A 22,022-nucleotide genomic window follows, 5' to 3' on the forward strand; every position below is an offset into this window, starting at 1 on the left:
CTCAGTTATCAATTATAATAATAAGCTTCAAACAAATTATTCACAGCCTGTTGCTGATGATTTCCATTGTTTTGGAGCAATCTATTTCTGAAACCTTGAACTGTCTCTACTCCAGGACGCAATGCACCAAAGATTTGACTGATCGTGTAACCGCTTACATTGTCTGTGAATCCCGACCTGATGATATCGGCGTTCGTATCAATTAAATCATGTAATAACCCAGCTGGTATCCAGCCCTCCATTCTATATATTCTATTATTAATTCTATGTATAACTATACTCCTATTATCAGGTTTCTGAACAGGCGTGAAATCCTCTAAACCAATCGGTCTTATAATTGGATTATTATTGTTGTTACCAAAATGTTGTAGTGTTAGAAAATATCCATAGTAAAAACCCCACATCTCACCTACAGCACATACGCCATTGTTCATACCACTACCATCTCCATAAGGACCGTATGTAATGATATAATTGATGTATTTCACCCAAAACCCACTGCCTACCTGCCTAAAATGCGAGGCATGTGCCAGTTCATGGAAGGTAGTGGAATATATGCTTGCAGTACCTAGTGATGGTGCTGATTTAATGATCAAATCAGGCTGTATAAATTTGGTTATGTTTTGCAATAAATTTGCAGCTATTGTGATTCCACTCGATTTAGAAAGAAAAGTTACCAATTGAGAATTGGTTGTAAAACCTACCATACCCCAAACTCTTCTCAACATAGGAGCTGAACTTGAACCAGTCCCATTTTGTGCTACAATTCTCAGATCTGAATGTGGTAAACCTACATTAAATTGATTGCAATAATTTAGGTAATGCACTGTGGCATTATTTACCGTAGCAAATCTCCATGCATCTGAACTTGTAGTAAAAGTAATATTTTGCCCTGCTGGACTATGCTTTCCTCCATTATATCTACCAGAAGAAATGCTAATCATGGAAGGCCAAATTTTGAACCCTCGTGAATTTTTGAACACAACTTCATAGTTCACATCCCTTTCGAAAGTGTTATCCACGCTATAGAAACCATTACTATCTGTGTATCCACTACCCCACTTGAACCATCTTCTTGTTTTTACTTTCACTCCAATTACGGGATCGATCGTGCCAGTGGTGGTATTTTGAACTCTAATATACCCTTGAGGTCTACGATAAGTTCTTGCCATTTGCAAATTGGAACTTTTACTTTCCCCTTGGTCTAAGTTACCAGTCAATAGCAGAGACTCTTCTTCAAGCGCATATAAAAATGAACCTACATATGATTCTTTATTATTTTGACGTCCATTCATTCCATTTTCACCATCAACTGATTCGGGTAAAAACAACTCTTCTAAAATTTCATATTCGATTTCTTCATGGAAATTGTAGTCTGTAGGAACTGATGTATAGACCCAATAACTATTGAGATTGGTATCACCTATTTCAATGTCCCCTTGAGACACAATCTCATGATCCAAAGGTAATACAGAGTAGTTTAGCGAATCAGCAATGATCTTTTGTAAATCATCATCAGACTTTATGTGAAACTTCACATAAAAATCTGTAACATCAATTTCCAATTCAGCAGCATTTTTATTTAAGCCTGTATTTTTATTAGTCAGCCCTGAGTTTTTTGCCAATAGACTTGCATAAGCTTTTCTCATATTTTTTACCGAATATGGATTTTCTAATTTTTTACCAAGAAAACTGTTTAATTCACTACTTGGGTTTTCTTCAGAAAGATCAGGGAGATCTTCTTCTTGACAAGATGCGAAAAACAACAATCCAACCATCATAAAAACAGTCAAGCTGTTTGACCCTAATCTGCTTACAAAATTAAATCTGTAATGTTCTGTAATGTTCTCATAATTAAAATTTGCTTTTGATTAAAGAGTAAGTATTAAATAATGTGTCGTTAAGTAAATGAAAAATTAGATGAAAATCAACTAGCAAGACGACAAAGCTTATGAAAAATTTTATCTAGAGTTGAGACGTTTAGTTCTTTTCATATCGGGTAGTTTTTTTATCTCCTGTTTTATTGATCAAACCAAGCTCCACCCCACATTTCAAATCTCTACTTGCTGTAGCCGTAGAAAGTATATTGTGAAATTTTAGGTAATCCTTCCTAGTAAATGAATCATCGATTTGCTCCAAAAACACCTCAAGCCTCTCGACATCTGTCAATTTTCTTGAACTTTCTTCAAGAAGTTCATTCAAGGAACTTTCAATCACGGCCAACATGTATTCTATAAATTTGGTTGATTTACCTTCTTTGTCACTTGCAGATAATGCCATATAATATGCCTTTTGATTCTTGGCAATAAGACTCTCAAATGGCAAGAATTCAAACAGTGGATATTCATTCATCAAAATGGTCGTTTGCCATAGCCTACCCATTCTACCATTTCCATCCATAAATGGATGAATAAACTCCATTTCGTAAGGTGGTTTCATTTTTTGATAGTATCAAATGATAGTATCAAAGGTAATAAAATATCATGAACTCGATTTCTGAAAACTTGAATCATAATAAAAAAGCTGTGATAAAGAGTAGAAAGACATTTAAGTTTTAGATCTAAGCCTCAACACCATGCAAACTCGTCAAAAAAGTCCCTAAGAAATATTTCCAATAGCCATTTCCAAGATCTCCAAACCTCAACCCTTCCCTGCGCCTCTGCGTGCAAAAAACTCCAACTAACTTCACAGAATCTCTAAAAGAAAAACCTCCGATCCACCATAGTAAACCGAAGGTTCTATTAATTTAATCTTAGCGTCTTTTGCGCCTTTGCGGTCTTTGCGAGAAAAAGAAAACCCCGAAAACACCCATTCAAGGAATTCTCGGGGCTTTGGAATTTAGATTGAAAACCTTCGGGGTCTGAAAAAGACCCCAAAGGTTTGGTATTTAAATCATCCCAACAGAACGTTGCACAAATGCCGTCAAGTCCTTACCTGTAAGCAAGCCTTGAGCAAGTAGTGCCAGGTCAAAAGCCTGCTTCGCCAACTTGGTCTGCTCTTCTTCGCTATCTGCTTTGAGGATTTTGTCAATCACCCCATGGTTACCGTTGATGGCTACTTTGTAGCTGTCAGGTAGTGAACCGTAGAAGCCCATTCCTCCACCAGTGGCTGCCATGTCTTTCATTCTGCGCATGAACTCATCCATTGTTACAGTCACAGGAAGCTCTTCAGGGTTTAAGCCTTCGATTTCCACACTGTAAGATTTGTTGTCGATCGCCTTTTCAAAGATTTCCTTCACTTTGGTAGATTGCTCTTCAGATAGAAGATTGGCATATGCATCATCTTTTTGGATCAGCTTTTCTACCACATCGGCATCCACACGCTTCAGTTGTGTTTTCTCCTCTTTACCTTCCAAGTGCTGGATAAAGTGACTATCGATAGGTGAATCCATCACCAAGACATCATAATCCTTCTTGTTTGCTGACTGAATGAAAGCATCTTGCTTATTGACATCCGTAGCGTATAGGTAGATGGTCTGATCGTTTTTGTCCTTTTGAGTAGCTTGTACTTTTTCCTTGTATTCTGGCAAGGTATAGAACTCTCCCTTGGTATTTTTCAACAAGACGAAATCTTTACCCTTTTCAGCAAATTTCTCCTCAGAGATCATTCCGTACTTTACAAACAGCCCTATATCATTCCATTTCTCCTCATAGACTTTTCTGTCCTTTTTGTAAAGTTCAGCCAATTTATCAGCTACTTTTTTGGTGATATAGTTGTTGATTTTCTTCACATTACCATCCGCTTGTAGGAAGCTTCTAGATACGTTCAGAGGAATATCTGGAGAATCAATCACCCCATGCAAGAGCATCAAGAACTCAGGCACAATGTCCTTTACTTCGTCTGTGATAAATACCTGCCTGCTGAAAAGCTTGATTTTGTTCTTCTGAAAGTCGAAGTCATTTTTCACTTTCGGGAAATATAGCACACCTGTCAAGTTGAATGGATAGTCCACATTCAGGTGAATCCAGAAAAGCGGGTCTTCACTCATTGGATAGAGTTCCTTATAGAATGCAAGGTAATCCTCATCTTTTAAGTCGCTTGGTGACTTGGTCCAGATCGGAGAGGTGGTATTGATAATGTTATCTACTTCTACCGACTTCCACTTTTTCTTGCCCTCTTCATCTTCCCCATCTTCTACGCTTTCTGTTTTTGTTCCAAACTTGATCGAAACAGGTAGGAACTTACAGTACTTATCCAAAATGCCTTGAAGCTTCCACTTGTCTAGGAACTCCTCAGACTCTTCATTGATATGAAGGATGATGTCTGTACCTCTTTCTGTTCTGCTACCTTCAGCAATCTCAAAAGTGGTACTTCCATCACAAGTCCACTTTGCTGGTTCGGCGCCTTCTTGGTAAGAAAGGGAATTGATCTCCACCGTATGAGCGACCATAAAAGCTGAGTAAAAACCCAAACCGAACTTTCCAATGATCTCATTGGCATCTTTGGCATCTTTGAATTTCTCAACGAATTCTGTAGCACCAGAGAAAGCAATCTGATTGATATACTTCTTGATCTCTTCAGCTGTCATTCCAAGGCCACGATCGGAGATGGTGATGGTCTTTTTGTCTTTATCAAAAGACACTTCCACAGTAGTATCTCCAAGTTCTCCCGTGTATTGGCCTAATGTAGCCAATCTTTTGATTTTTTGGGTAGCATCTACCGCATTGGATACTAACTCGCGGAGAAAAATTTCATTGTCAGAGTATAAGAACTTCTTGATAATCGGGAAAATATTCTCTGTATGGATCGAGATGGTTCCTTTTTCCTGCATAGCTATATTGAATTTTTAAATTGTTAGAAACAAATTTGACAATACAGCTTTATCAATGCCTGTTCCAAAGGATGAAAAATGTCATTTTGGCAGTTTAAAAAGAAATATACTACGTGAAATATGTAGATATATACCTTCGGTGAAATATTATTGAAACATGGAATAAAAGATACTCTTGGATATTTACTTCGTGATACTGATTGATATTTGGGGAGTTTAGTTGAATGATGGAGGAAATACGATTGAAATATACTTTGTGAAATATAATAGAAATATGCCTCTTCCTATCGATAGTCAGGTATGGCGAAAATATATTGAAGTATGGAATAAAAGATACTCTTGGATATTTACTTTGTGATACTGATTGATATTTGGGGAGTTTAGTTGAATGATGGAGGAAATACGATTGAAATATACTTTGTGAAATATAATAGAAATATGCCTCTTCCTATCGGTTGACTGGTTCGGCGAAATATCAAGATCTCAGTGCATATTAGCTTTTGATGATATTCGTAGATATTTACTTTGTGATATAAGTTGATACTAATGATAAACAATTAAAATATGATATAAATAATTTAAAATTGAAATTAAATAAGTGCATTAGTTTTTAAGAAATCCATAATTCTACTTTTCATAGATCAACTAAATTAGGTCTTTAAGGCAATAGATTTGGGATAAATTCAAAAGAATTTCCTCGCTCAAATACTTCAAGGTATTTCCACCTTATTTCTACAATATTTCCATGTATATCAATTTCTTATAAAGTATCCCAATATCCAATAAAATCTCCGATATATTATATTATTGGCTTGCCAAATTTCTATTTATTTCACTACATCTCCATGTATATCATTTTATAAAAAAAGAAGGAAGTTTTTTTTATAAAATTATTAACCTATTTTTCTAAAGCTTATTGTAATAAAGCAAACTATATGATTAATATTTTTAAAAATCTAAGAAGAGGATTTATTCAAAAAGGGAAATTTTGGAATTATTTAACATATGCCTTTGGTGAGATCTTTCTTGTAATTGTTGGGATTCTATTAGCCTTACAAATAAACAATTACAATCAAAAAAAATCAAATGAACGTCGGTTTCATTTAATTTTGGAAAATCTACAGCGTGAAATTGAACTAGATATTTCAACCTGCGACTATTCGATCAAAGAGCATGCTAAAAGGGACTCGACCATTGCAGCAAACTATTTTCTTGATGCCTCATTGGACAGTATTAAAAAGATAAAAGGAGCCGATTTTTACCCACATTTGTCATACTCTGGCTTCAAAGCAAATAAATCTATCTTTGGTACACTTTTACAAAATCAAGAGATCGTGCCTTCCAAAAACATTGACTTGATATTTTCCCTAAGTGCCCAGTATGTCAATTGGTATGATTACATTATGGAAGTGCAGGGAATCCTAAAAACACAAGCCTATGAAAAAAGAAAAGAGTATCTTGATCTATTCGAAATTATCTCGGATGATGTATGGCTATCATTTGTTGCAAATAATCCTAGGTACAAATCTGATTTGTATAACTACAAGACCTTGGATGATAATTTCATTAAAATGGTGCGGGGTTACAGGTCACGAGGCATTGAAAATTACTTGAAAATTGACTCCATCTTACAAACTAATTCACCAAAAAACTTTTTACTTGCTTTAGAGGATGAACCATTTTTGGGAACCTATATTTTTAAGGAAGATTCGACGAGTATTGAATTGATAAGGAAGGAAAATCAGCTTTTATTCAAAGAAAATAGCAGTTTTTACAATGGGTATGATAAGAGTATAGCACTGGCTAAGATCAATGATTCCACTTTATTTTTCAATGACGAGCTTAATGTTCATTTTATCATCAAATTGAAAAAAGAAGACAAAACCTGGAGCATGGTACTTCCAAAAAGCAGGGAAAGGTATAAGTTAGAAAAACTGATTGACACAACCGAGGTCGATAATTTTTCGAAATAAGCAGGTACTCCTTCATAGATCAACAAATTCTAATGCATATTTTGGGATTAAGCGTTCCTCAATATCTTCTCCATCTTCTTACCTTTGGCTAGTTCATCGACAAGCTTATCAAGAAATCGGACTTGTTTGGTGAGTGGATTATCGATCTCTTGGATCTTGTAGCCGCAAATGGTCCCTGTGATCAATTCGGCATTCGGATGTAGCTTGGCTTGCGCAAAAAACTCCTCAAAAGTTACCTTTTCATCGATCATAGTCTGAATCTTATTGTCATCAAATCCAGTCAGCCAAGTGATTACCTCATGAAGCTCTTCTTTGGTTCTTGCTTTTTTCTCCACCTTAGTGACATAGTGTGGATAGACCGATGCAAAGGTCATTTTTGCCATTCTTTCGTTGTGCTCTCGAGTAGGGATCATAATCTATTTGATTTTGTTCTAGACTTACTAAGGTATAATAACATTATATGGATATACGGAACTTTGCCAATAACATTACAAAATTCCGATTTATCTAACTTCCGATATAAATTGATATTGGATACTTACGGATTTTGACCATTAACAACCTGTTGAGCCAATGAATTGAAGTTACTGGCAAAAAAGCGTATAATCAGATAACATTATTTTTCTACTATTACATAAAATCCCTGACTCTCTTTATTATTTCTAGCAAATCCTTCCCCTTGATTAACGAGTACAACCTCTTTACCTCCTGTTAATTCTCTAGGAATTTTATAGTAACTAATTTCAAATTTAAAATTATTATCTCCATAGTCATTTGCATTTTTTTTGTAAGTCAAAGCCCCTTTTTCTAATTCAATAGTGAGGTAAGCCTTTCCTATCCATTTTGGTGGTCCATACCCTGTTGGGTTAAAATTTGGAAGAAACCAACTCCAAATAAATTTTTCTTTGGCAAAATGTTTCAAATATAAATCAGGAGACAAATCTCTAATGTCAAAAAACGGATACGGAGGCTTGATAATTTGAAACTCACTTTCTTGAAGATTAAAATTTATGCTATCCTTACTGATAATGCCCCCCAAATAATCAAATTCAATCCATTCATAGACAGTTTTCTTCATTGAGGTATAGGCATCCTCACTAGTTTGGTCTACTGGATATTCCATATCATCTACTTCATCAAGTATTTTGATCCAAAAAGTACCCTTGGTCGCGTGATACAATACTTCACTTCTTAAGTCACTTCGATATACACCTGTAGCATTTAAAAATGTATCATTTTCTTCTTGGGAATAAAAGTAAGATTCTAAAAACTCCTCCAATCTTTTGTCTGTTAGCCGAATGATTTTATAACCTTCTACTTGCTCAATCTCATGAAGATATCTATATTTTTTGTTCCATTTTTGACTACCAAAATAATTCAAAATACCTGGATATGTAACTATAAATAAGATAGATGCTATAAAAGTCAAAATAAAAATCATCTTTCTCATAGTTTCATATTAGTTATCATTCATCCTCACCAAAATATTGTATCTCAAAAATATGGATACATTCTCAAAACTCCAGACGTTATCATTGACGCTATCGGCATAATAATTGGCAAATCGGATCTCTTCAAAATCTATTGTAAACTCGTAAGCTCCCAGTTTAAATGTAGTTCGAAGTTCGGAAGATGGTTGCATGATTTCATAATCAACATCATTTTTCAATTCAAATTTAGATTTTAGAAATGAAATCAAATCATAGCTATCTATGTGCTCTCTGCTTTCACTTTCAAGCTTAAAAATCATTTTTCTCTTTTCATTTTTATCCCATAGATTCTGCTCTATGGAAAGAATCACATCATTGAGTTTCATTCTACTTCCTGCATAAACTTTATCAGAAGTAAGATAATAGTCAACATTTCTCACATCATGAAAAGCATTTCGCTCATCATCCACTTTGGTAATCAGAAACTCATAGACATCACGATTATAATTGTCTTCTTCTATATTCGTGAAATGCTTTGTAAAATTCCAATCATAAAAATCCTGTGGGTCTTGGAAAGAAAGTGAATCGGGAGATTCTATCAAATTCTTAACAAAATCCATCTCTTGATGTCTGGCCAGAAACTTCGCTATATCTCCTAATCGTCTCAAATCTGAGCGCTTGATAGGTTTATCTACTTGAATATAACTATTTTGATATAGTCCAAATTCGTCCAATAATATCAAAAACTGTTGCATTTGGCTTCTTTTGGAGACGCTGTATGCATTGAAATAAGGAAGTGAGATACTGAAAAAACCAAGCACGAATAAAGTAACTGGTATAACAAAGATTTTGGAGTTTTTGAAGAAAATAAAATATAAACTCACACCTGCTATCCACAAGGCTAATATGAAGACAAAATACCTATTAGGTGTGATACCATATTCAAAAATCCTGAATAAAATTGCAACAAATAATAACACCAAAACAGGTATCATCGTGTAGAAAAATGTCCGGTCGAAAATTCGAACCCACGGCTTGCTTGTACCAGAAAATAAGGGGTAAATCAACAAGATAGCCACAAAACCTAATACGGCATAAGCTATTACCATGTAGCTTACCCAGCCTTGAGGAAGTGACCAAAGTAATACTATCTTTGCCATATAGGCATACAAAATCAACCCATAGATAAGGATAAGAGGAATCAGAATATACTGAACAAAAAAGCGCTGTACGGAAGGCACTTTAGAATCCTTAATCATACTTTCAAAGCCATCTTTACAAAACAAAAGGAAGACAAAAGCAGATCCAAACACACTAGAAACAAGGCCTACATATAGGTAATACTTCTCTAAGTAACTTTTGATGTTAAATAAATTTCCAATAGCTGCAATAGCAAGTAAAAGACCGCCAGTAAGTACTCCTACAAACAAAATCGTCTGAGCCAAATTTCCAAAAAGTGTCTTATTATAACTCCAAAAAGAAATTTCATCTCTTTTTAGTAGAAGAAAAGGTAAAAATGAAACTGCCAGATGGTGTAATAAAAAAATCACGACAAAATTTGTCACCTCCACACTAGACCAGATTTTAACATCATCTGGAAAAATCAAAAAATAAGTAAATAATAACACCACTCCAACTAAAGGTAGCCATTTCCAAGGTCTGAATTGCTTGATAATTTCCACTGCAAAAAATAAAGAAATCCCCAATGTAAAAATCATGTACAACTTAACAAATGGTATCACTACTAAAAATGGATGATCTTGTATTAAAGTACTCCCCCTCCTAAACTCTTCGAGCTCAAAAGCAAAAATTGCCGAAACAGTAGCCAGCAATGCACACAAAAGTGTGAAAGGATAAGAAACCCACACTTTTTCTGATTGGACAAACAAAGATTTGATTCTATTCATAAGAGGGAATTTAAAACAATATTTTCGATCTTTTACAAAAAATCATTGAGATGAATAACCAGAATTCTGAGTTAGTAAGCTTGAACCATGCAAAAAGTAACGAGATTCAGGTTACATTCCAATTTCAAATCACTCACTTCTCCTATTTTTCCCAAATTCCTCATTTTGTAGTCCTAAACCTGTCTCGTTGCCGACAAAATCACGAAAACAATAAGTTTTGAATATGCAAGATAAAAGAGGTGAGACTTTAGATGGAATGTGTTTGGTTCTTTGAAATTGCACCTCGCTCTTGTTTCTAGTCTATCGTCACTGGCATCTTGTTTCTTCATCATATTTCCTTGTTTCTTGTCTCTTGTCTCTTGTCTCTTGTTTCTTGTTTCTTGTTTCTTGTTTCTTGTTTCTTGTCTCTTGTTTCTCGCTTCTCGTTTCTCGTTTCTCGTTTCTAATCTCTCGTTTCTAGCTTCCTGCCATTACTCTCTCTGATACACTATCTTACCTCCTACTACAGTCATTACCACCTTCACATTGAGTAGCTCATTTTCAGGAATCTCCATAATATCTTGATCGAAGATCGTAAAATCGGCTGCTTTTCCGACTTTAAGTGATCCTTTAAAATCTTCCTCAAATTCAGCAAAAGCCCCTGAAAGTGTGTAAGATTCCAAAGCCTGCATTCTAGTCAATTTTTGATCTGGTTCATAACCTCCTTCAGGAGTCATTTTGAGTGTTTTTCTACTTACAGAAGCATAAAAAGAAGGGATTGGATCCAAAGGCTCCACAGGTGCATCAGTCCCATTAGATAGTACTGCACCCGACCCAAGGAGTTTTTGCCATACATAAGCTCCATCTTTGATCCTTTTGGCTCCTAGCCTGCCTATAGCCCAAGGCCTGTCAGAACTCAAATGAATCGCTTGTATAGCAGCAATGACTCCAAGCTCTCCAAACCTGCTGATATCATCTGGGTGAAGATGCTGAGCATGTTCGATACGAAAGCGGTGATTTTTCTCCTTTGGAAACTTCGCAAAAGCTGCCTCAAACCTATCCAAGACTTCTCTGTTTGTACGGTCTCCAATGGCATGAGCATTCACTTGAAATCCTAGCTCTAAGCCTTTTTCAGCAACCTGACTTACTAGATTGATCGGCATGGTCTCATGCCCTCTATGTCCAGGCTTATCTTCATAATCTTCCAATAGCCATGCTCCCCAAGGTCCGAGAGCCCCATCCATGTTCAATTTGATCGATCTTACTGTGACCATGTGGTCTGAATCTATCATTGGCCCTCTTTGATACCATGTTTCGAGCAATTCTGGCATTCTACCTGAAAGCATCACATACATCCTTGCTGTCAGTTTTCCTTCACGCTTGAATCTCTCCAAGAGATCAATTACCTCTTGACCACTTCCTGCATCATGGAAAGAAGTGATGCCTTTCGATGCCAATTCTTCCAAAGCCAATTCAAGAGCTTTTTCTGCCCGCTCAGGAGTATCTTTCGGTACTAAACTACTCACTAAGCCAGATGCTCTCTCTACCAAAACACCCGTAGGATTCCCTACCTCATCAAGAATAATCTCGCCTCCTTCTACTACTCGAACAGGCTTTTCATTACCCAAAGTAGTGATACCAGCCATTTCCATTGCCTTTTGGTTGACAAATGAGGCATGACCTGAGGCATGAGCCAAATACACTGGATTATCAGGAGTAACTTTGCTAAGCTCATCATGAGTCTGAAATCCCCCTACAGTTTTATCTGGCATTTCTATCCACTTGTCTTGATGCCAGCCTCTTCCTGTGATCCACTCTCCTGGCTCCACATTTTTGGCCGCTTCGGCTACTTTTTCTACCAGCTCATCATAGGTTTTGACATACATCAGATCTATCTCCAATTTATTATAACCAATTCCCATCAAATGAGCATGAGATTCAATCAACCCAGGAGTCATTGTCTTACCACCTAGATCTATTCTCTCTGTGCTTTTGCTTATAGATTTTTCTACATCTTCCAAAGAGCCCATGGCGATGATCAGGCCATCTTTGATCGCAATAGCCTCCACTGTAGGTTGATCTTTTTCTACTGTATAGATTTTTCCATTGTAAAATATCTTATCTGCACGTTCTTCATGGGAACTACAGGCTGAAAGCAGCCCTATCAATACGCTGAATAGTATAATCTTTTTCATAAATATAATGTCTCGGTCAAATCTAGGAAAAATCTAGCTTGGAAGAATAGCCTTTCCTGTAATTGGTCTTTAAAAGATCATTATAAAGTTTAATTAAAAATCAAAAAACTTAAATTATAGTAAAAATCCATTTTGATATTTTTAGAATTTGAGCCTATATTGAGCATGAATCCAAATAGAAAAAGGAACAATTGAATTCAAAATACATAAAATGTTGCTCACTTTATCATTTCAGCATTTTATACTTATTCTTGAAAAGTTTGTAAAAATTGTAAACCAAGCTCAATTCAATCGAGAGACAGCTGTTCACGGAATTCAAAAAAACAATGCGAATTATTTAGTGTTTTCATCACAAGAAATTCATTGATATTCACCCATTGCTATCGAGTTAAATTTAAAATTGGAGTCTAGAAGGAGATTGTCATAACAGGGATTGTTAAGATGGAAAAGAGTTTAAATCATATTGAAGAACTATGTAAGCAGATCAAAAACAATGATCAGGTTCTAGATTTTTTGACTGAAATGTGTTTTCAGAACATTTGGTTTTGGGACATACACCATCCAGAAGAAATTTGGATTAATGAAAAAATGCGCTTGAACTTAGGCTATGAAAGTCCTCTTGACAGAGTAACTTGGAATGGAATAATCTTTCAAAAAGACCTAGAAGCTTCAAGCAATGCATTTATCGATTATTTAAATAGAAAAAGATCCTCATTCGATCAAACTGTACGATTCAGACATCAAGATGGCCATACCTGTTGGTATAGATGCCAAGGAAGCATCATATCAGAGCCGAATGGGGATCATTACCGGGCAATAGGATTTTTCTCTAATCTTACAAAGCAAAAGGAACAGGAAATAAAAAGCCAATTGATATTTGAAGACACCAATACTGGTGTCTGGGAATTAGACATAGGGACTGGAAATACAACTTGGAGCGAAACGGTATATGCCATTCATGAAATACCGAGAGGTTTTGACCACAACATGTACAATGGCATCGAGTTTTATCACCCAGATTATAGATCCATTATATACAAAGCCATAGAAAACTGCATCAAAGAGGATATATCTTTCAACTTAGAATGCATCTTGATCACAGCCCTGCAAAATCAGAAATGGGTAAAAGCTACTGGTAGTAAGATAGGTAATAAACTCATTGGCAGTTTTCAAGACATCACAGAGATCAAAGAGCAAGAGCTGAAATTCAAGGGCATTTTTAACTCCACATTTGCCTTTATTGGGTTTTTGAATACTGATGGTGTTTTGTTAGAAGCAAATGATACAGCAGTAAAAATGGCCGGTATCACGCATGATGATGTGATTGGGAAGTACTTTTGGGATTGTTATTGGTGGCAAATATCGACTCAAACTCAAGAAGAACTAAAAAGAAATTTTCAAATTGCTCTTTCTGGAAAATCTGTCGAATATGAGGTAGAAGTTTGGGTGGCTGGTAAGACTGCTATTTCAATTCTTTTTTCTTTAAAACCGATATTTGACGACTATAACAATGTGGTCTATGTAATACCTGAGGGTAGAGCTATACAAGAAATCATAGAAACAAGAAATCGATACAAGGCTGTGCTCGAAGGCACTCAAGCAGGAACTTATGAATGGGATATCGAATCAGATCATGTTATCATCAATGACAAGTTTGCAGATTTGTTGGGATACTCTCAAGAAGAGTTGCAAGCAATTCCATTTAAGCACTGGTCCAAGTTCGTGCATGAGGACGACCTGCCACTTGCTTATAAGATGATCGTCAAAAACTTTAAAAAAGAATTGAATCTTTTTGAGCTAGAAATGCGACTAAAACATAAGTCAGGGTATTGGATCTGGGTAAATGTGAGAGGCAAAATTTCAGCTTGGAGTGAATCCTCAAGGGCATTGAAAATGTATGGTACTTTCATAGAAATCACCAAAAGGAAAAATGCAGAGCATGAACTACTATACAATAAAAATATCCTAGAGGCACTGTACAACTTATCTCCAATTGGTATCGCTTTGAATGATTACGAGACAGGCAAATTCCTAGATATCAACCAAAAGCTTCTCGAACCTACAGGATATACAAAAGAGGAATTTCTTTCTTTGAGCTATTGGGATGTGACTCCTATAGAGTACCAAGAGCTAGAACATCATGTACTTTATCAAATGAGGACAAAGGGCCAATATGAGCTCTTTGAAAAGGAGTATATTCGAAAAGATGGCTCCAGATACCCAGTTTCACTACAAGGTGTTTTGATAACTGATGTGAACGGAAGGAAGCTTATCTGGTCATTTATTAGAGATATTACTATCGAAAAGGAGTCAAAAAGGAAACTTCATGAAGCAATCGGAAACCTTCAAGCAATACTAGATGCAAGTACCCAAGTATCTATCATCGCTACAGATCAGGAGGGCTTAATCACACATTTCAACTCTGGTGCTGAGAAGATGCTAGGCTACAAAGCTGAGGAATTGATAGGAAAATCTACCCCATCCTTGATTCATCTACAATCAGAAATCAATGAAGCTGCACAAGAGCTTTCATTAACTGACGAATTGCCAATCAATGGCTTCGAAGTATTCATACATTCTGCCATTAAGCATAATCATTTTACAAAGGAATGGACATTTGTTAGAAAAGATGGGTCTACTTTCCCTGTGCTACTCTCCTTTACCACGGTAAAGCAAGAGTCGCAGGTCACTGGATTCTTAGGAATAGCCACTGATATTTCATCTTTGAAAAATGTAGAAAAAGATATCAAATCACTTTTAGATATTACACAAGATCAAAATAAACGATTAAGAAATTTTGCACACATAGTATCTCATAATCTCAGGTCACACGGTTCAGGTATCGATGGTTTGTTAGAGATTTTTACACGAGAAAATCCAACACTTCAAGGAAACGAACTTTTGAGCCTTCTTGATCAAGCAACGAAAAACTTGATGGGAACTATAGAAGACCTTACGGAAGTTGTACAAGTAAACCTCAACAATAAGGACAAGCGACAGATCTATTTAAGAAAAATTATTCAAAAAAATCTTGAAAGCTTATCAGCTCAGTTGAGCTTGTCAAAATGTAAAGTAATCTTTGAGGTTTCAGATGAGCTATCGATTTTGGCAGTTCCAGCCTACATGGACAGCATAGTCTTGAACTTTATCACCAACGCTATCAAATATAGATCTCTAGAAAGATCTCCACAAATAGAAATTTTCACTACCCTGAAAGATGATCGAATCTTTATTCATTTCAAAGACAACGGACTAGGAATCGATTTAGAAAAATACGGAAGTAGCCTATTTGGAATGTATAAAACATTTCACCAACATGAAGATGCTAGAGGTGTCGGCCTTTTCATAACCAAAAACCAAATTGAAAGTATGGGAGGATCCATAGATGTTCAAAGCAAGGTAGGTGAAGGAACGACTTTTATAGTCTCTTTTCCTAAAGATTAAAAACATCCCATCTGAAAAATAAGAAACTTCGTAATAGGAAACTTTACAAGCAAACTATATCTAACCGATTGATCTTGATCCTCAAGTGATCACCTATTTGTCAGAAATCCCTTCTCCGGAGCCACAGTGTCTATCGACAACAAGCAAATCGCAAAGAACTTTGTAAATGACCCGAAATTCATTCCATCTTTATCTACAAAAACTAAACTACATCAGAATAAGAATCAATGGAAAAGCGATATGATTATATCATCGCAGGCGCAGGACTAGCAGGTCTTAGTTTGTTAGATGGGCTTTTGAAAAGTGAAAAATTGAGAAATAAAAGAATATTGGTTTTGGAAAAGAGCTCCAAAAGTCAAAATGATCGTACATGGTGTTTTTGGGAAATGCAACCTGGGCCATTCGAACATCTGGTGGTCAAATCTTGGAAAAATCTCCGATTCTTGTCTCCTTCGGTAAATAAGACTTTTCAAATGAAGGAATATAGCTATAAGATGATTCAGTCGGGAGATTTTTATAGTTATGTTCGTCAGCTAGCCACTTCTTATGAAAATGTAACATTCTTAGACACCAACATCTTGTCTATCAAAGAACATGAAGGAGAACCAATAGTACACACTGATCATGGTGTATTTTATGCCTCATATATATTCAATTCGACGGGTTTGTTTTTCCCACCTATGTCGGAAGAAAATACGATTTTACAACATTTCATGGGATGGTTTATACAAACTGATAAGCCTGCATTTGATAAGGAGGTAGGTACTCTTATGGATTTCACCCTCTCCCAACATCATGGTACTACATTCATGTATGTCTTGCCTACTTCTGATAGGGAAGCTCTCGTGGAATATACCTTGTTTTCTAAAAAGGAGCTAGACAAAAATGCTTATGAGGAAGCACTTGAAGCCTATATCGAAGAGAACATTGGTCTGAAATCCCCTAAGATAATCCATAAGGAATATGGCGTGATTCCCATGTCAATTGCAAAATTTCCAACTACTATAGGACCTCGACGACGCATTATAAATATTGGAACAGCAGGAGGCCATACCAAAGCAAGTTCAGGATATACCTTCCAATTTGTACAAGCTAAAATTCAACGTATGTTGGGTCAGCTAGAAAAAGGTAACTCTCCAGTAATAATACCTAGCCTGAGAGAAAAAATGTTCGAATGGTATGATAGGGTGCTGGTAGATGTTTTATTACAAGAAAAGGTAAGTGGAGAATTCTTGTTTTCAAGTCTTTTCCAAAAAAATGATCCAGAGCGAATTTTGGCCTTTCTAGCAAACCAGAGTGGCTTCTGGGAAGAGTTCAAAATCCGAGATAGTGTTCCTTTTTGGCCATTCTTTACTTCTGGCATGAAGCATTTAATCAAATAGCCACCCACAGCTTCATTTTATCCTTTTGAATATCAAAACGATAGCACCAAATTCATGAATATGCTATTAATTTTTCTCTATAGACATGGTGTTCCTTCTATTATTTTTTATACCTTATTGGAAGCTAACAACCACTAAAAACATCTACCTATGCCAAGAGCCAAATCCAATAAAGAACGAAAAATCTTTGTGCTGGATACATCGGTCATCCTTTATGCGCACAACAGCATCATGAACTTTGCAGAACATGATGTGGTCATCCCGATTACCGTATTGGAAGAGCTCGATCAGTTCAAAAAAGGAAATGACACCAAGAACTTCGAAGCAAGAGAGTTTATCCGAATTTTGGACAACCTATCAAAAGATAACATGATCCATAATTGGACTCCTTTGAATGGGAAAACTAAGGGAAACTTTAGGGTACTGATGAACCCTGACAATACACTCAATGCCAACGAGATATTTGGGGAAGAAAAAAATGATCATAAAATACTTAATGCCGCACTTTACTTAAAACAAACTGAGAAAGGAAGAAAAGTCATCCTTGTCAGCAAGGATATCAACCTTCGATTAAAAGCAAAATCTCTTGACATCTTTGCGGAAGATTATGAAACAGGGAAAATCAAGAATATTGATGAACTAGAAAACACTGGTAAATTTATCATTGACGATATTGCTCCAGAGATTATCAATGATTTCTATGAGCATAGAACAATGGATGCCAAGAAAATTTTCGGAAGAAAAAAGGTGAAATCTAATGGATACTATATTCTGAAAAGTGAAAAAAACTCCGTCTTGGCATATTTCAGTGCTGAGGAGAATACAATGGAAAGAGTAGATAAGCAGCTTTTTTATAATATCAAACCTAAAAATGCTGAACAAACCTTTGCCATGCATGCAATACTTAATCCGAGAGTAAAGCTGGTGACTATACAAGGTGTAGCAGGCACAGGCAAGACTCTTCTAGCGCTGGCAGGTGCTCTGGAGCAGCGTAGAGACTTCAAGCAGGTCTATCTGGCAAGACCCATCGTTCCATTGAGCAACAAAGACATAGGCTACTTGCCAGGAGACATCAAATCTAAGCTCAATCCATACATGGAACCCCTATGGGACAACTTGAAATTTATCCAAAATCAATTCAAAGAAACAGACAAAGAATATCAAAAAATCACTGAACTAGTCAACCAAGAAAAACTTGTAATTCAACCACTAGCCTATATCAGAGGAAGATCTCTTTCCAATATATTCTTCATAGTAGATGAAGCTCAGAACCTGACACCTCATGAAGTGAAGACTATCATCACTAGAGCTGGAGAGAATACTAAGATCATATTCACTGGAGATGTATACCAAATAGACACTCCCTACCTAGATTCGCAAAGTAATGGACTTTCTTACCTTATCGATAGGGTAAAAGATCACCCACTATATGCTCATATCAAACTTGAAAAGGGAGAACGTTCTGAATTGGCAAACCTCGCCAATGAGCTACTCTGATCTCTGAGACACACTTTATTTGATATTAAAAATAGCCTAGCGATGCATTCGCTAGGCTATTTTTTTTGAGATTCGCGCAACTCATTTTTTCGAAATATTCTATCGAAATATGTATCAAATTGAAAACATACTTGTTCGATTACGTACACTATAGCAGGTCAGAAATCAATTTTATGTTCTGATTTTCAACGATTTAACTTTTTTGGATCAGGTTTTGGCATATCCCTATTGTCGATAAGACATAAAGTGACACAGGATATAAAAAAGCAAAAAACAAAAAAATATGAAAACTTCCATCTTAACTCAGAAAAACGTATGTGCCTTCATAGGCTTAGTAATGGCAATCATGATCGTGTGGAGTGCAAATGCTCAAGCCTCAACATTGAAAAATGATTCAACTACAGAAAAAACTGCATTGACGCCAAAGTCAAATGCTCCCGAATCATCGAATCTTGTCCTTGAATTACCATCCTTGAAAGAAGAGCCTACAGCAGTGCTGATCAATAAATATGGCGATGTAGTTGCGGAATTCTACGGAGAGATGGAAGAGATCAAAGTAAAATTCAGTGGTCTTTTTGAAAAATGTGATTACATCACCAAATCAGGCAAGCAATCATTTTACTTGAAAAGCTAAGACATATAAGAATTGTTTGGTTTAACGATAAAAAAGAAGGTGAGCGATGCTCACCTTTTTTTTAAATATCTCCACAATTAACTTTCTGTAATAGTGTTCAACTTGGCTAAAAAGCTATTATAATATTGTCTACCCACTTGGACTACTGCACCTGTCTCCAAAGATATTTCTTTGGTGTTGAAACTTTCGATTTGACCTAATTGGACGATAAAAGACTTCTGAACTCTCAAGAAAAGATGAGCAGGCAATTTTTCTTCCATATCTTTCATTGATTTTCTGATGGTATAGTTTCTATGTCTTGTATATATCGTGACCATGTTACCATTTGCTTCTACATAAAAAATATCCGTATAAGGCACTTTTTCATACGAATTATCAGCTTTGATATATACAGCATCAGTTACCAAATAAGGGCTTTCATCTTTTGATTTTACGATAGCTGCATCTGAGATAGGGTTTACTCTTTTGTTGTAAAGAACAATCTCGACGATGGCATGAATATCATTTGTATTGAAAGGCTTTACGATAAATCCAGCTGGATTGATTCTTTTGGCTCTTTCGATGATCGTAGGATCAGAGTAAGAAGTAACGAATACTAGCGGGGCGTCTACCATCTGTCTAAGGATCTCACCTAGCTCTATACCGTCTTTATCTCCCTTTAGCTTGATGTCCATGAAGATCATATCAGGTCTATATTTCTTGATGATCTTGATGGCTTGATTAGCTGAATTAGCTATATCAATATTGACATAGCCAAGCAATTCAAGGATTTCTTCAATATTCTCTGCGATATTTACATCGTCTTCGACGACTAGTATTCTTTCCTCTTTCATAGATGTCTAAGGCAAACTTGGAGTGATTAATGGGAACAAATCAATTTTTCTGTATACAAAATTAATTAATTCTATATACAAAATCTAAATTTACTAATCAATAGTTTGCTTTTTTACTAAAATATATCAACAAACTTTCGATTAAAGGCTCATCATGTCCTTAAATCTCGCAGCTTGTCGCCTACTTACCTCTATTCTATCTCCTCCTTTTAGTGTCACTACCAAGCCTCCATTGAACCAAGGCTCTATGGCCTCTACCCAGCCAAGATTAATGATATGCTTACGGCTAGCTCTAAAAAATGACTTTTCATCCAACTTCTCATCTAGTGCATTGAGCGATTTGTGAATCATCGGCTTATTGTTATCGAAGTAGACTTTGATATAATTTCCATCTGATTCGAAAAGTCTTACATTCTCCAATTTCACAAACCAGCACCTGTCGCCATCTTTGACGAATACTTGATCATTGAGGGTAAGTTTTTTTTCTGTAGTGTCCTTGTCATCAGAGCTTGATCTTTTCTCTTGCTCTTGAATCTTTTTCTGCAATCTCTCAAGTGCTTCACCAAGCCTCTTCGGCTCTATAGGCTTGAGAAGATAGTCAAGTGCATTTACTTGAAAAGCCTTTAGGGCATATTCATCATAAGCTGTAGTGAAGATTACATGTGGGACATTATCTAATTCTTCTAGCAAATCAAACCCTGTTTTTTCGGGCATTTGGATATCCAAAAATACCACATCTGGTAGGAGGTTATCAATTTTTTCTTTTGCATCATCTACATTATTTGCTTCTCCCACGATTTCTACATTATCGTATTGGGATAGCAAATTGATCAGCTCCTTTCTTGCTAATCGTTCATCGTCTATAACAAGTGCTCGCATTACTTTGAAATTTTAACCTAATGTAAGGCTTTGTTTTGGAATTTTTATTTCGGTGATAACAAAATCATCTCCTGAATTGAATATTTTGAAGGATGACCTGCTTCCATAAATCAATTTTAATCTTTGGATTGTATTGGATATACCATTGCCTTCACCATTTCTCTTTTTTGTATATGATTGGCTCTTAAGTTGTCCGCTGTTTTTCACCTGTATATACAAGTCATCAGTCAACCCTTCATAGCATTTCACAATGATCAGCCCTCCCTTGACACGATTTGATATCCCATGCTTGATGGCATTCTCTACGATAGTCTGTAGCATCATAGGTGGTATCCTGTAGCTGTATGCCTCCGGCTCTATATCATATTGTACCTTAAGCCGTTCTTCAAACCGAATCATCTCCAGGTTAAGGTAGTCTTTTACTGTATTGATTTCCTTTTCAAAATCAATCACCCTTTTCTTATCCATCATCAGTGAGAATCTCAAGATATTAGATAATTGAGTTATGGCAGATTTTGCTTTATTAGGGTCTTCGTCTATCAAGGCTCGCACACTGTTGAGCGCATTAAATATAAAGTGAGGGTTGAGCTGAGATTTGAGGTGATTGAGTTGAATTTCGTTGATCTTGGCCTCATACTTCAAAGATTGATTATAATTGTCCAAAAAGTGAAATATAAAATACAACATGGTCCAAAGTGCATAAAACAAAAAGCTAACGAAGACATTCGCCGCCAAAACCAAAGGACTCAAATCTTCATCTAGAATGAGGATATCATAGGCAAGATTGATGAGAATTTGGGCTATGGTATTAGACAATCCCAGAACGAGCAAAGCTACGAATGTATTCCAAAGAAGCTGATTGAAACTCCTATTGAACCAATGATACTTTTTGATCACATACCTCAATGTGTGGGTAGAAATGAAATAATACAACGCCAAAGAAAAGTATGCACCGACTTGCACGGAAGAAATTCCTCTTCCTAAAGACACAAAAAATAGGTTGATCAGCGCAAAGCCTGTCCAACCCAGTAATTGCAATATCCAATATAACTTGATTCTATTCATTGTATAGTCCAAAGATAATCAACTCACTAAAAG

15 protein-coding genes are annotated in these 22,022 nt (G+C 36.0%); 5 read left to right on the top strand and 10 right to left on the bottom strand.

Going from position 1 to position 22,022, the window contains the following annotated elements; translation table 11 throughout:
- Positions 1–8: 8 nt before the first annotated feature.
- From MM214_RS15635 to htpG, 3 genes are all read right to left on the bottom strand, one after another.
- Positions 9–1,781, bottom strand: coding sequence for a hypothetical protein (locus MM214_RS15635; RefSeq protein ID WP_241296805.1), 1,773 nt, complete (start codon positions 1,779–1,781; stop codon positions 9–11).
- A 199-nt stretch (positions 1,782–1,980) separates the two neighbouring features.
- Positions 1,981–2,439 (bottom strand): Fic family protein, encoded by a 459-nt coding sequence (locus MM214_RS15640; protein ID WP_241296807.1) that lies wholly within the window; start codon positions 2,437–2,439, stop codon positions 1,981–1,983.
- Between the two features lie 448 nt (positions 2,440–2,887).
- Positions 2,888–4,771 carry a molecular chaperone HtpG gene (gene htpG, locus MM214_RS15645; RefSeq protein WP_241296809.1) on the bottom strand — a complete coding sequence of 628 codons (1,884 nt, stop codon included), beginning with the start codon at positions 4,769–4,771 and terminating at the stop codon, positions 2,888–2,890.
- Positions 4,772–5,706: 935 nt separating this feature from the next.
- On the opposite strand from htpG, the gene MM214_RS15650 reads away from it, so the two are divergent.
- Positions 5,707–6,744 carry a DUF6090 family protein gene (locus MM214_RS15650; protein WP_241296811.1) on the top strand — a complete coding sequence of 346 codons (1,038 nt, stop codon included), beginning with the start codon at positions 5,707–5,709 and terminating at the stop codon, positions 6,742–6,744.
- A 47-nt stretch (positions 6,745–6,791) separates the two neighbouring features.
- On the opposite strand, the gene MM214_RS15655 is transcribed toward MM214_RS15650, so the two are convergent.
- The 4 genes from MM214_RS15655 to MM214_RS15670 all read right to left on the bottom strand — a co-directional run bounded on the left by MM214_RS15655 (position 6,792) and on the right by MM214_RS15670 (position 12,255).
- Complete coding sequence (locus tag MM214_RS15655) at positions 6,792–7,157, bottom strand: DUF2200 domain-containing protein (RefSeq protein WP_241296813.1); 366 nt, start codon at positions 7,155–7,157, stop codon at positions 6,792–6,794.
- A 203-nt stretch (positions 7,158–7,360) separates the two neighbouring features.
- Positions 7,361–8,185, bottom strand: a complete 825-nt coding sequence (locus MM214_RS15660; RefSeq protein ID WP_241296815.1) for a hypothetical protein — start codon at positions 8,183–8,185, stop codon at positions 7,361–7,363.
- A gap of 18 nt (positions 8,186–8,203) precedes the next feature.
- A complete protein-coding gene (locus MM214_RS15665) occupies positions 8,204–10,081 on the bottom strand; it encodes a DUF4153 domain-containing protein (RefSeq protein WP_241296817.1) in 1,878 nt (625 codons plus the stop codon).
- Between the two features lie 470 nt (positions 10,082–10,551).
- Positions 10,552–12,255 (bottom strand): amidohydrolase, encoded by a 1,704-nt coding sequence (locus MM214_RS15670; protein WP_241296819.1) that lies wholly within the window; start codon positions 12,253–12,255, stop codon positions 10,552–10,554.
- Between the two features lie 441 nt (positions 12,256–12,696).
- Between MM214_RS15670 and MM214_RS15675 the strand changes: the two genes are divergently transcribed.
- From MM214_RS15675 to MM214_RS15690, 4 genes are all read left to right on the top strand, one after another.
- Positions 12,697–15,699 (top strand): PAS domain S-box protein, encoded by a 3,003-nt coding sequence (locus MM214_RS15675; protein WP_241296822.1) that lies wholly within the window; start codon positions 12,697–12,699, stop codon positions 15,697–15,699.
- Positions 15,700–15,926: 227 nt separating this feature from the next.
- On the top strand, positions 15,927–17,081 hold the full coding sequence (locus MM214_RS15680) for a lycopene cyclase family protein (RefSeq protein ID WP_241296824.1): 1,155 nt from the start codon (positions 15,927–15,929) through the stop codon (positions 17,079–17,081).
- Positions 17,082–17,231: 150 nt separating this feature from the next.
- Positions 17,232–18,578 carry a PhoH family protein gene (locus MM214_RS15685; RefSeq protein ID WP_241296826.1) on the top strand — a complete coding sequence of 449 codons (1,347 nt, stop codon included), beginning with the start codon at positions 17,232–17,234 and terminating at the stop codon, positions 18,576–18,578.
- Between the two features lie 283 nt (positions 18,579–18,861).
- Positions 18,862–19,212, top strand: coding sequence for a hypothetical protein (locus MM214_RS15690; RefSeq protein WP_241296828.1), 351 nt, complete (start codon positions 18,862–18,864; stop codon positions 19,210–19,212).
- Between the two features lie 77 nt (positions 19,213–19,289).
- Here the strand turns inward: MM214_RS15690 and MM214_RS15695 are convergent, their stop codons facing one another.
- From MM214_RS15695 to MM214_RS15705, 3 genes are all read right to left on the bottom strand, one after another.
- Entirely contained in the window at positions 19,290–20,045 is a 756-nt protein-coding gene (locus tag MM214_RS15695; RefSeq protein WP_241296830.1) for a LytR/AlgR family response regulator transcription factor, read from the bottom strand.
- Positions 20,046–20,186: 141 nt separating this feature from the next.
- Entirely contained in the window at positions 20,187–20,924 is a 738-nt protein-coding gene (locus MM214_RS15700) for a LytR/AlgR family response regulator transcription factor (RefSeq protein ID WP_241296832.1), read from the bottom strand.
- A 12-nt stretch (positions 20,925–20,936) separates the two neighbouring features.
- Complete coding sequence (locus tag MM214_RS15705) at positions 20,937–21,989, bottom strand: sensor histidine kinase (RefSeq protein WP_241296834.1); 1,053 nt, start codon at positions 21,987–21,989, stop codon at positions 20,937–20,939.
- Between the last annotated feature and the right edge of the window lie 33 nt (positions 21,990–22,022).

The organism is Belliella kenyensis (assembly GCF_022549675.1).
GTDB lineage: Bacteria > Bacteroidota > Bacteroidia > Cytophagales > Cyclobacteriaceae > Belliella > Belliella kenyensis.

Excerpts from the sequence above, each read along its gene's own strand:
- MM214_RS15640 (WP_241296807.1), bottom strand. The coding sequence starts at position 2,439 with ATGAAACCACCTTACGAAATGGAGTTTATTCATCCATTTATGGATGGA.
- htpG (WP_241296809.1), bottom strand. The coding sequence starts at position 4,771 with ATGCAGGAAAAAGGAACCATCTCGATCCATACAGAGAATATTTTCCCG.
- MM214_RS15660 (WP_241296815.1), bottom strand. The coding sequence starts at position 8,185 with ATGATTTTTATTTTGACTTTTATAGCATCTATCTTATTTATAGTTACA.
- MM214_RS15695 (WP_241296830.1), bottom strand. The coding sequence starts at position 20,045 with ATGAAAGAGGAAAGAATACTAGTCGTCGAAGACGATGTAAATATCGCA.
- MM214_RS15670 (WP_241296819.1), bottom strand. The coding sequence starts at position 12,255 with ATGAAAAAGATTATACTATTCAGCGTATTGATAGGGCTGCTTTCAGCC.
- MM214_RS15700 (WP_241296832.1), bottom strand. The coding sequence starts at position 20,924 with ATGCGAGCACTTGTTATAGACGATGAACGATTAGCAAGAAAGGAGCTG.
- MM214_RS15655 (WP_241296813.1), bottom strand. The coding sequence starts at position 7,157 with ATGATCCCTACTCGAGAGCACAACGAAAGAATGGCAAAAATGACCTTT.
- MM214_RS15675 (WP_241296822.1), top strand. The coding sequence starts at position 12,697 with ATGGAAAAGAGTTTAAATCATATTGAAGAACTATGTAAGCAGATCAAA.
- MM214_RS15685 (WP_241296826.1), top strand. The coding sequence starts at position 17,232 with ATGCCAAGAGCCAAATCCAATAAAGAACGAAAAATCTTTGTGCTGGAT.
- MM214_RS15680 (WP_241296824.1), top strand. The coding sequence starts at position 15,927 with ATGGAAAAGCGATATGATTATATCATCGCAGGCGCAGGACTAGCAGGT.
- MM214_RS15665 (WP_241296817.1), bottom strand. The coding sequence starts at position 10,081 with ATGAATAGAATCAAATCTTTGTTTGTCCAATCAGAAAAAGTGTGGGTT.
- MM214_RS15650 (WP_241296811.1), top strand. The coding sequence starts at position 5,707 with ATGATTAATATTTTTAAAAATCTAAGAAGAGGATTTATTCAAAAAGGG.
- MM214_RS15635 (WP_241296805.1), bottom strand. The coding sequence starts at position 1,781 with ATGATGGTTGGATTGTTGTTTTTCGCATCTTGTCAAGAAGAAGATCTC.
- MM214_RS15690 (WP_241296828.1), top strand. The coding sequence starts at position 18,862 with ATGAAAACTTCCATCTTAACTCAGAAAAACGTATGTGCCTTCATAGGC.
- MM214_RS15705 (WP_241296834.1), bottom strand. The coding sequence starts at position 21,989 with ATGAATAGAATCAAGTTATATTGGATATTGCAATTACTGGGTTGGACA.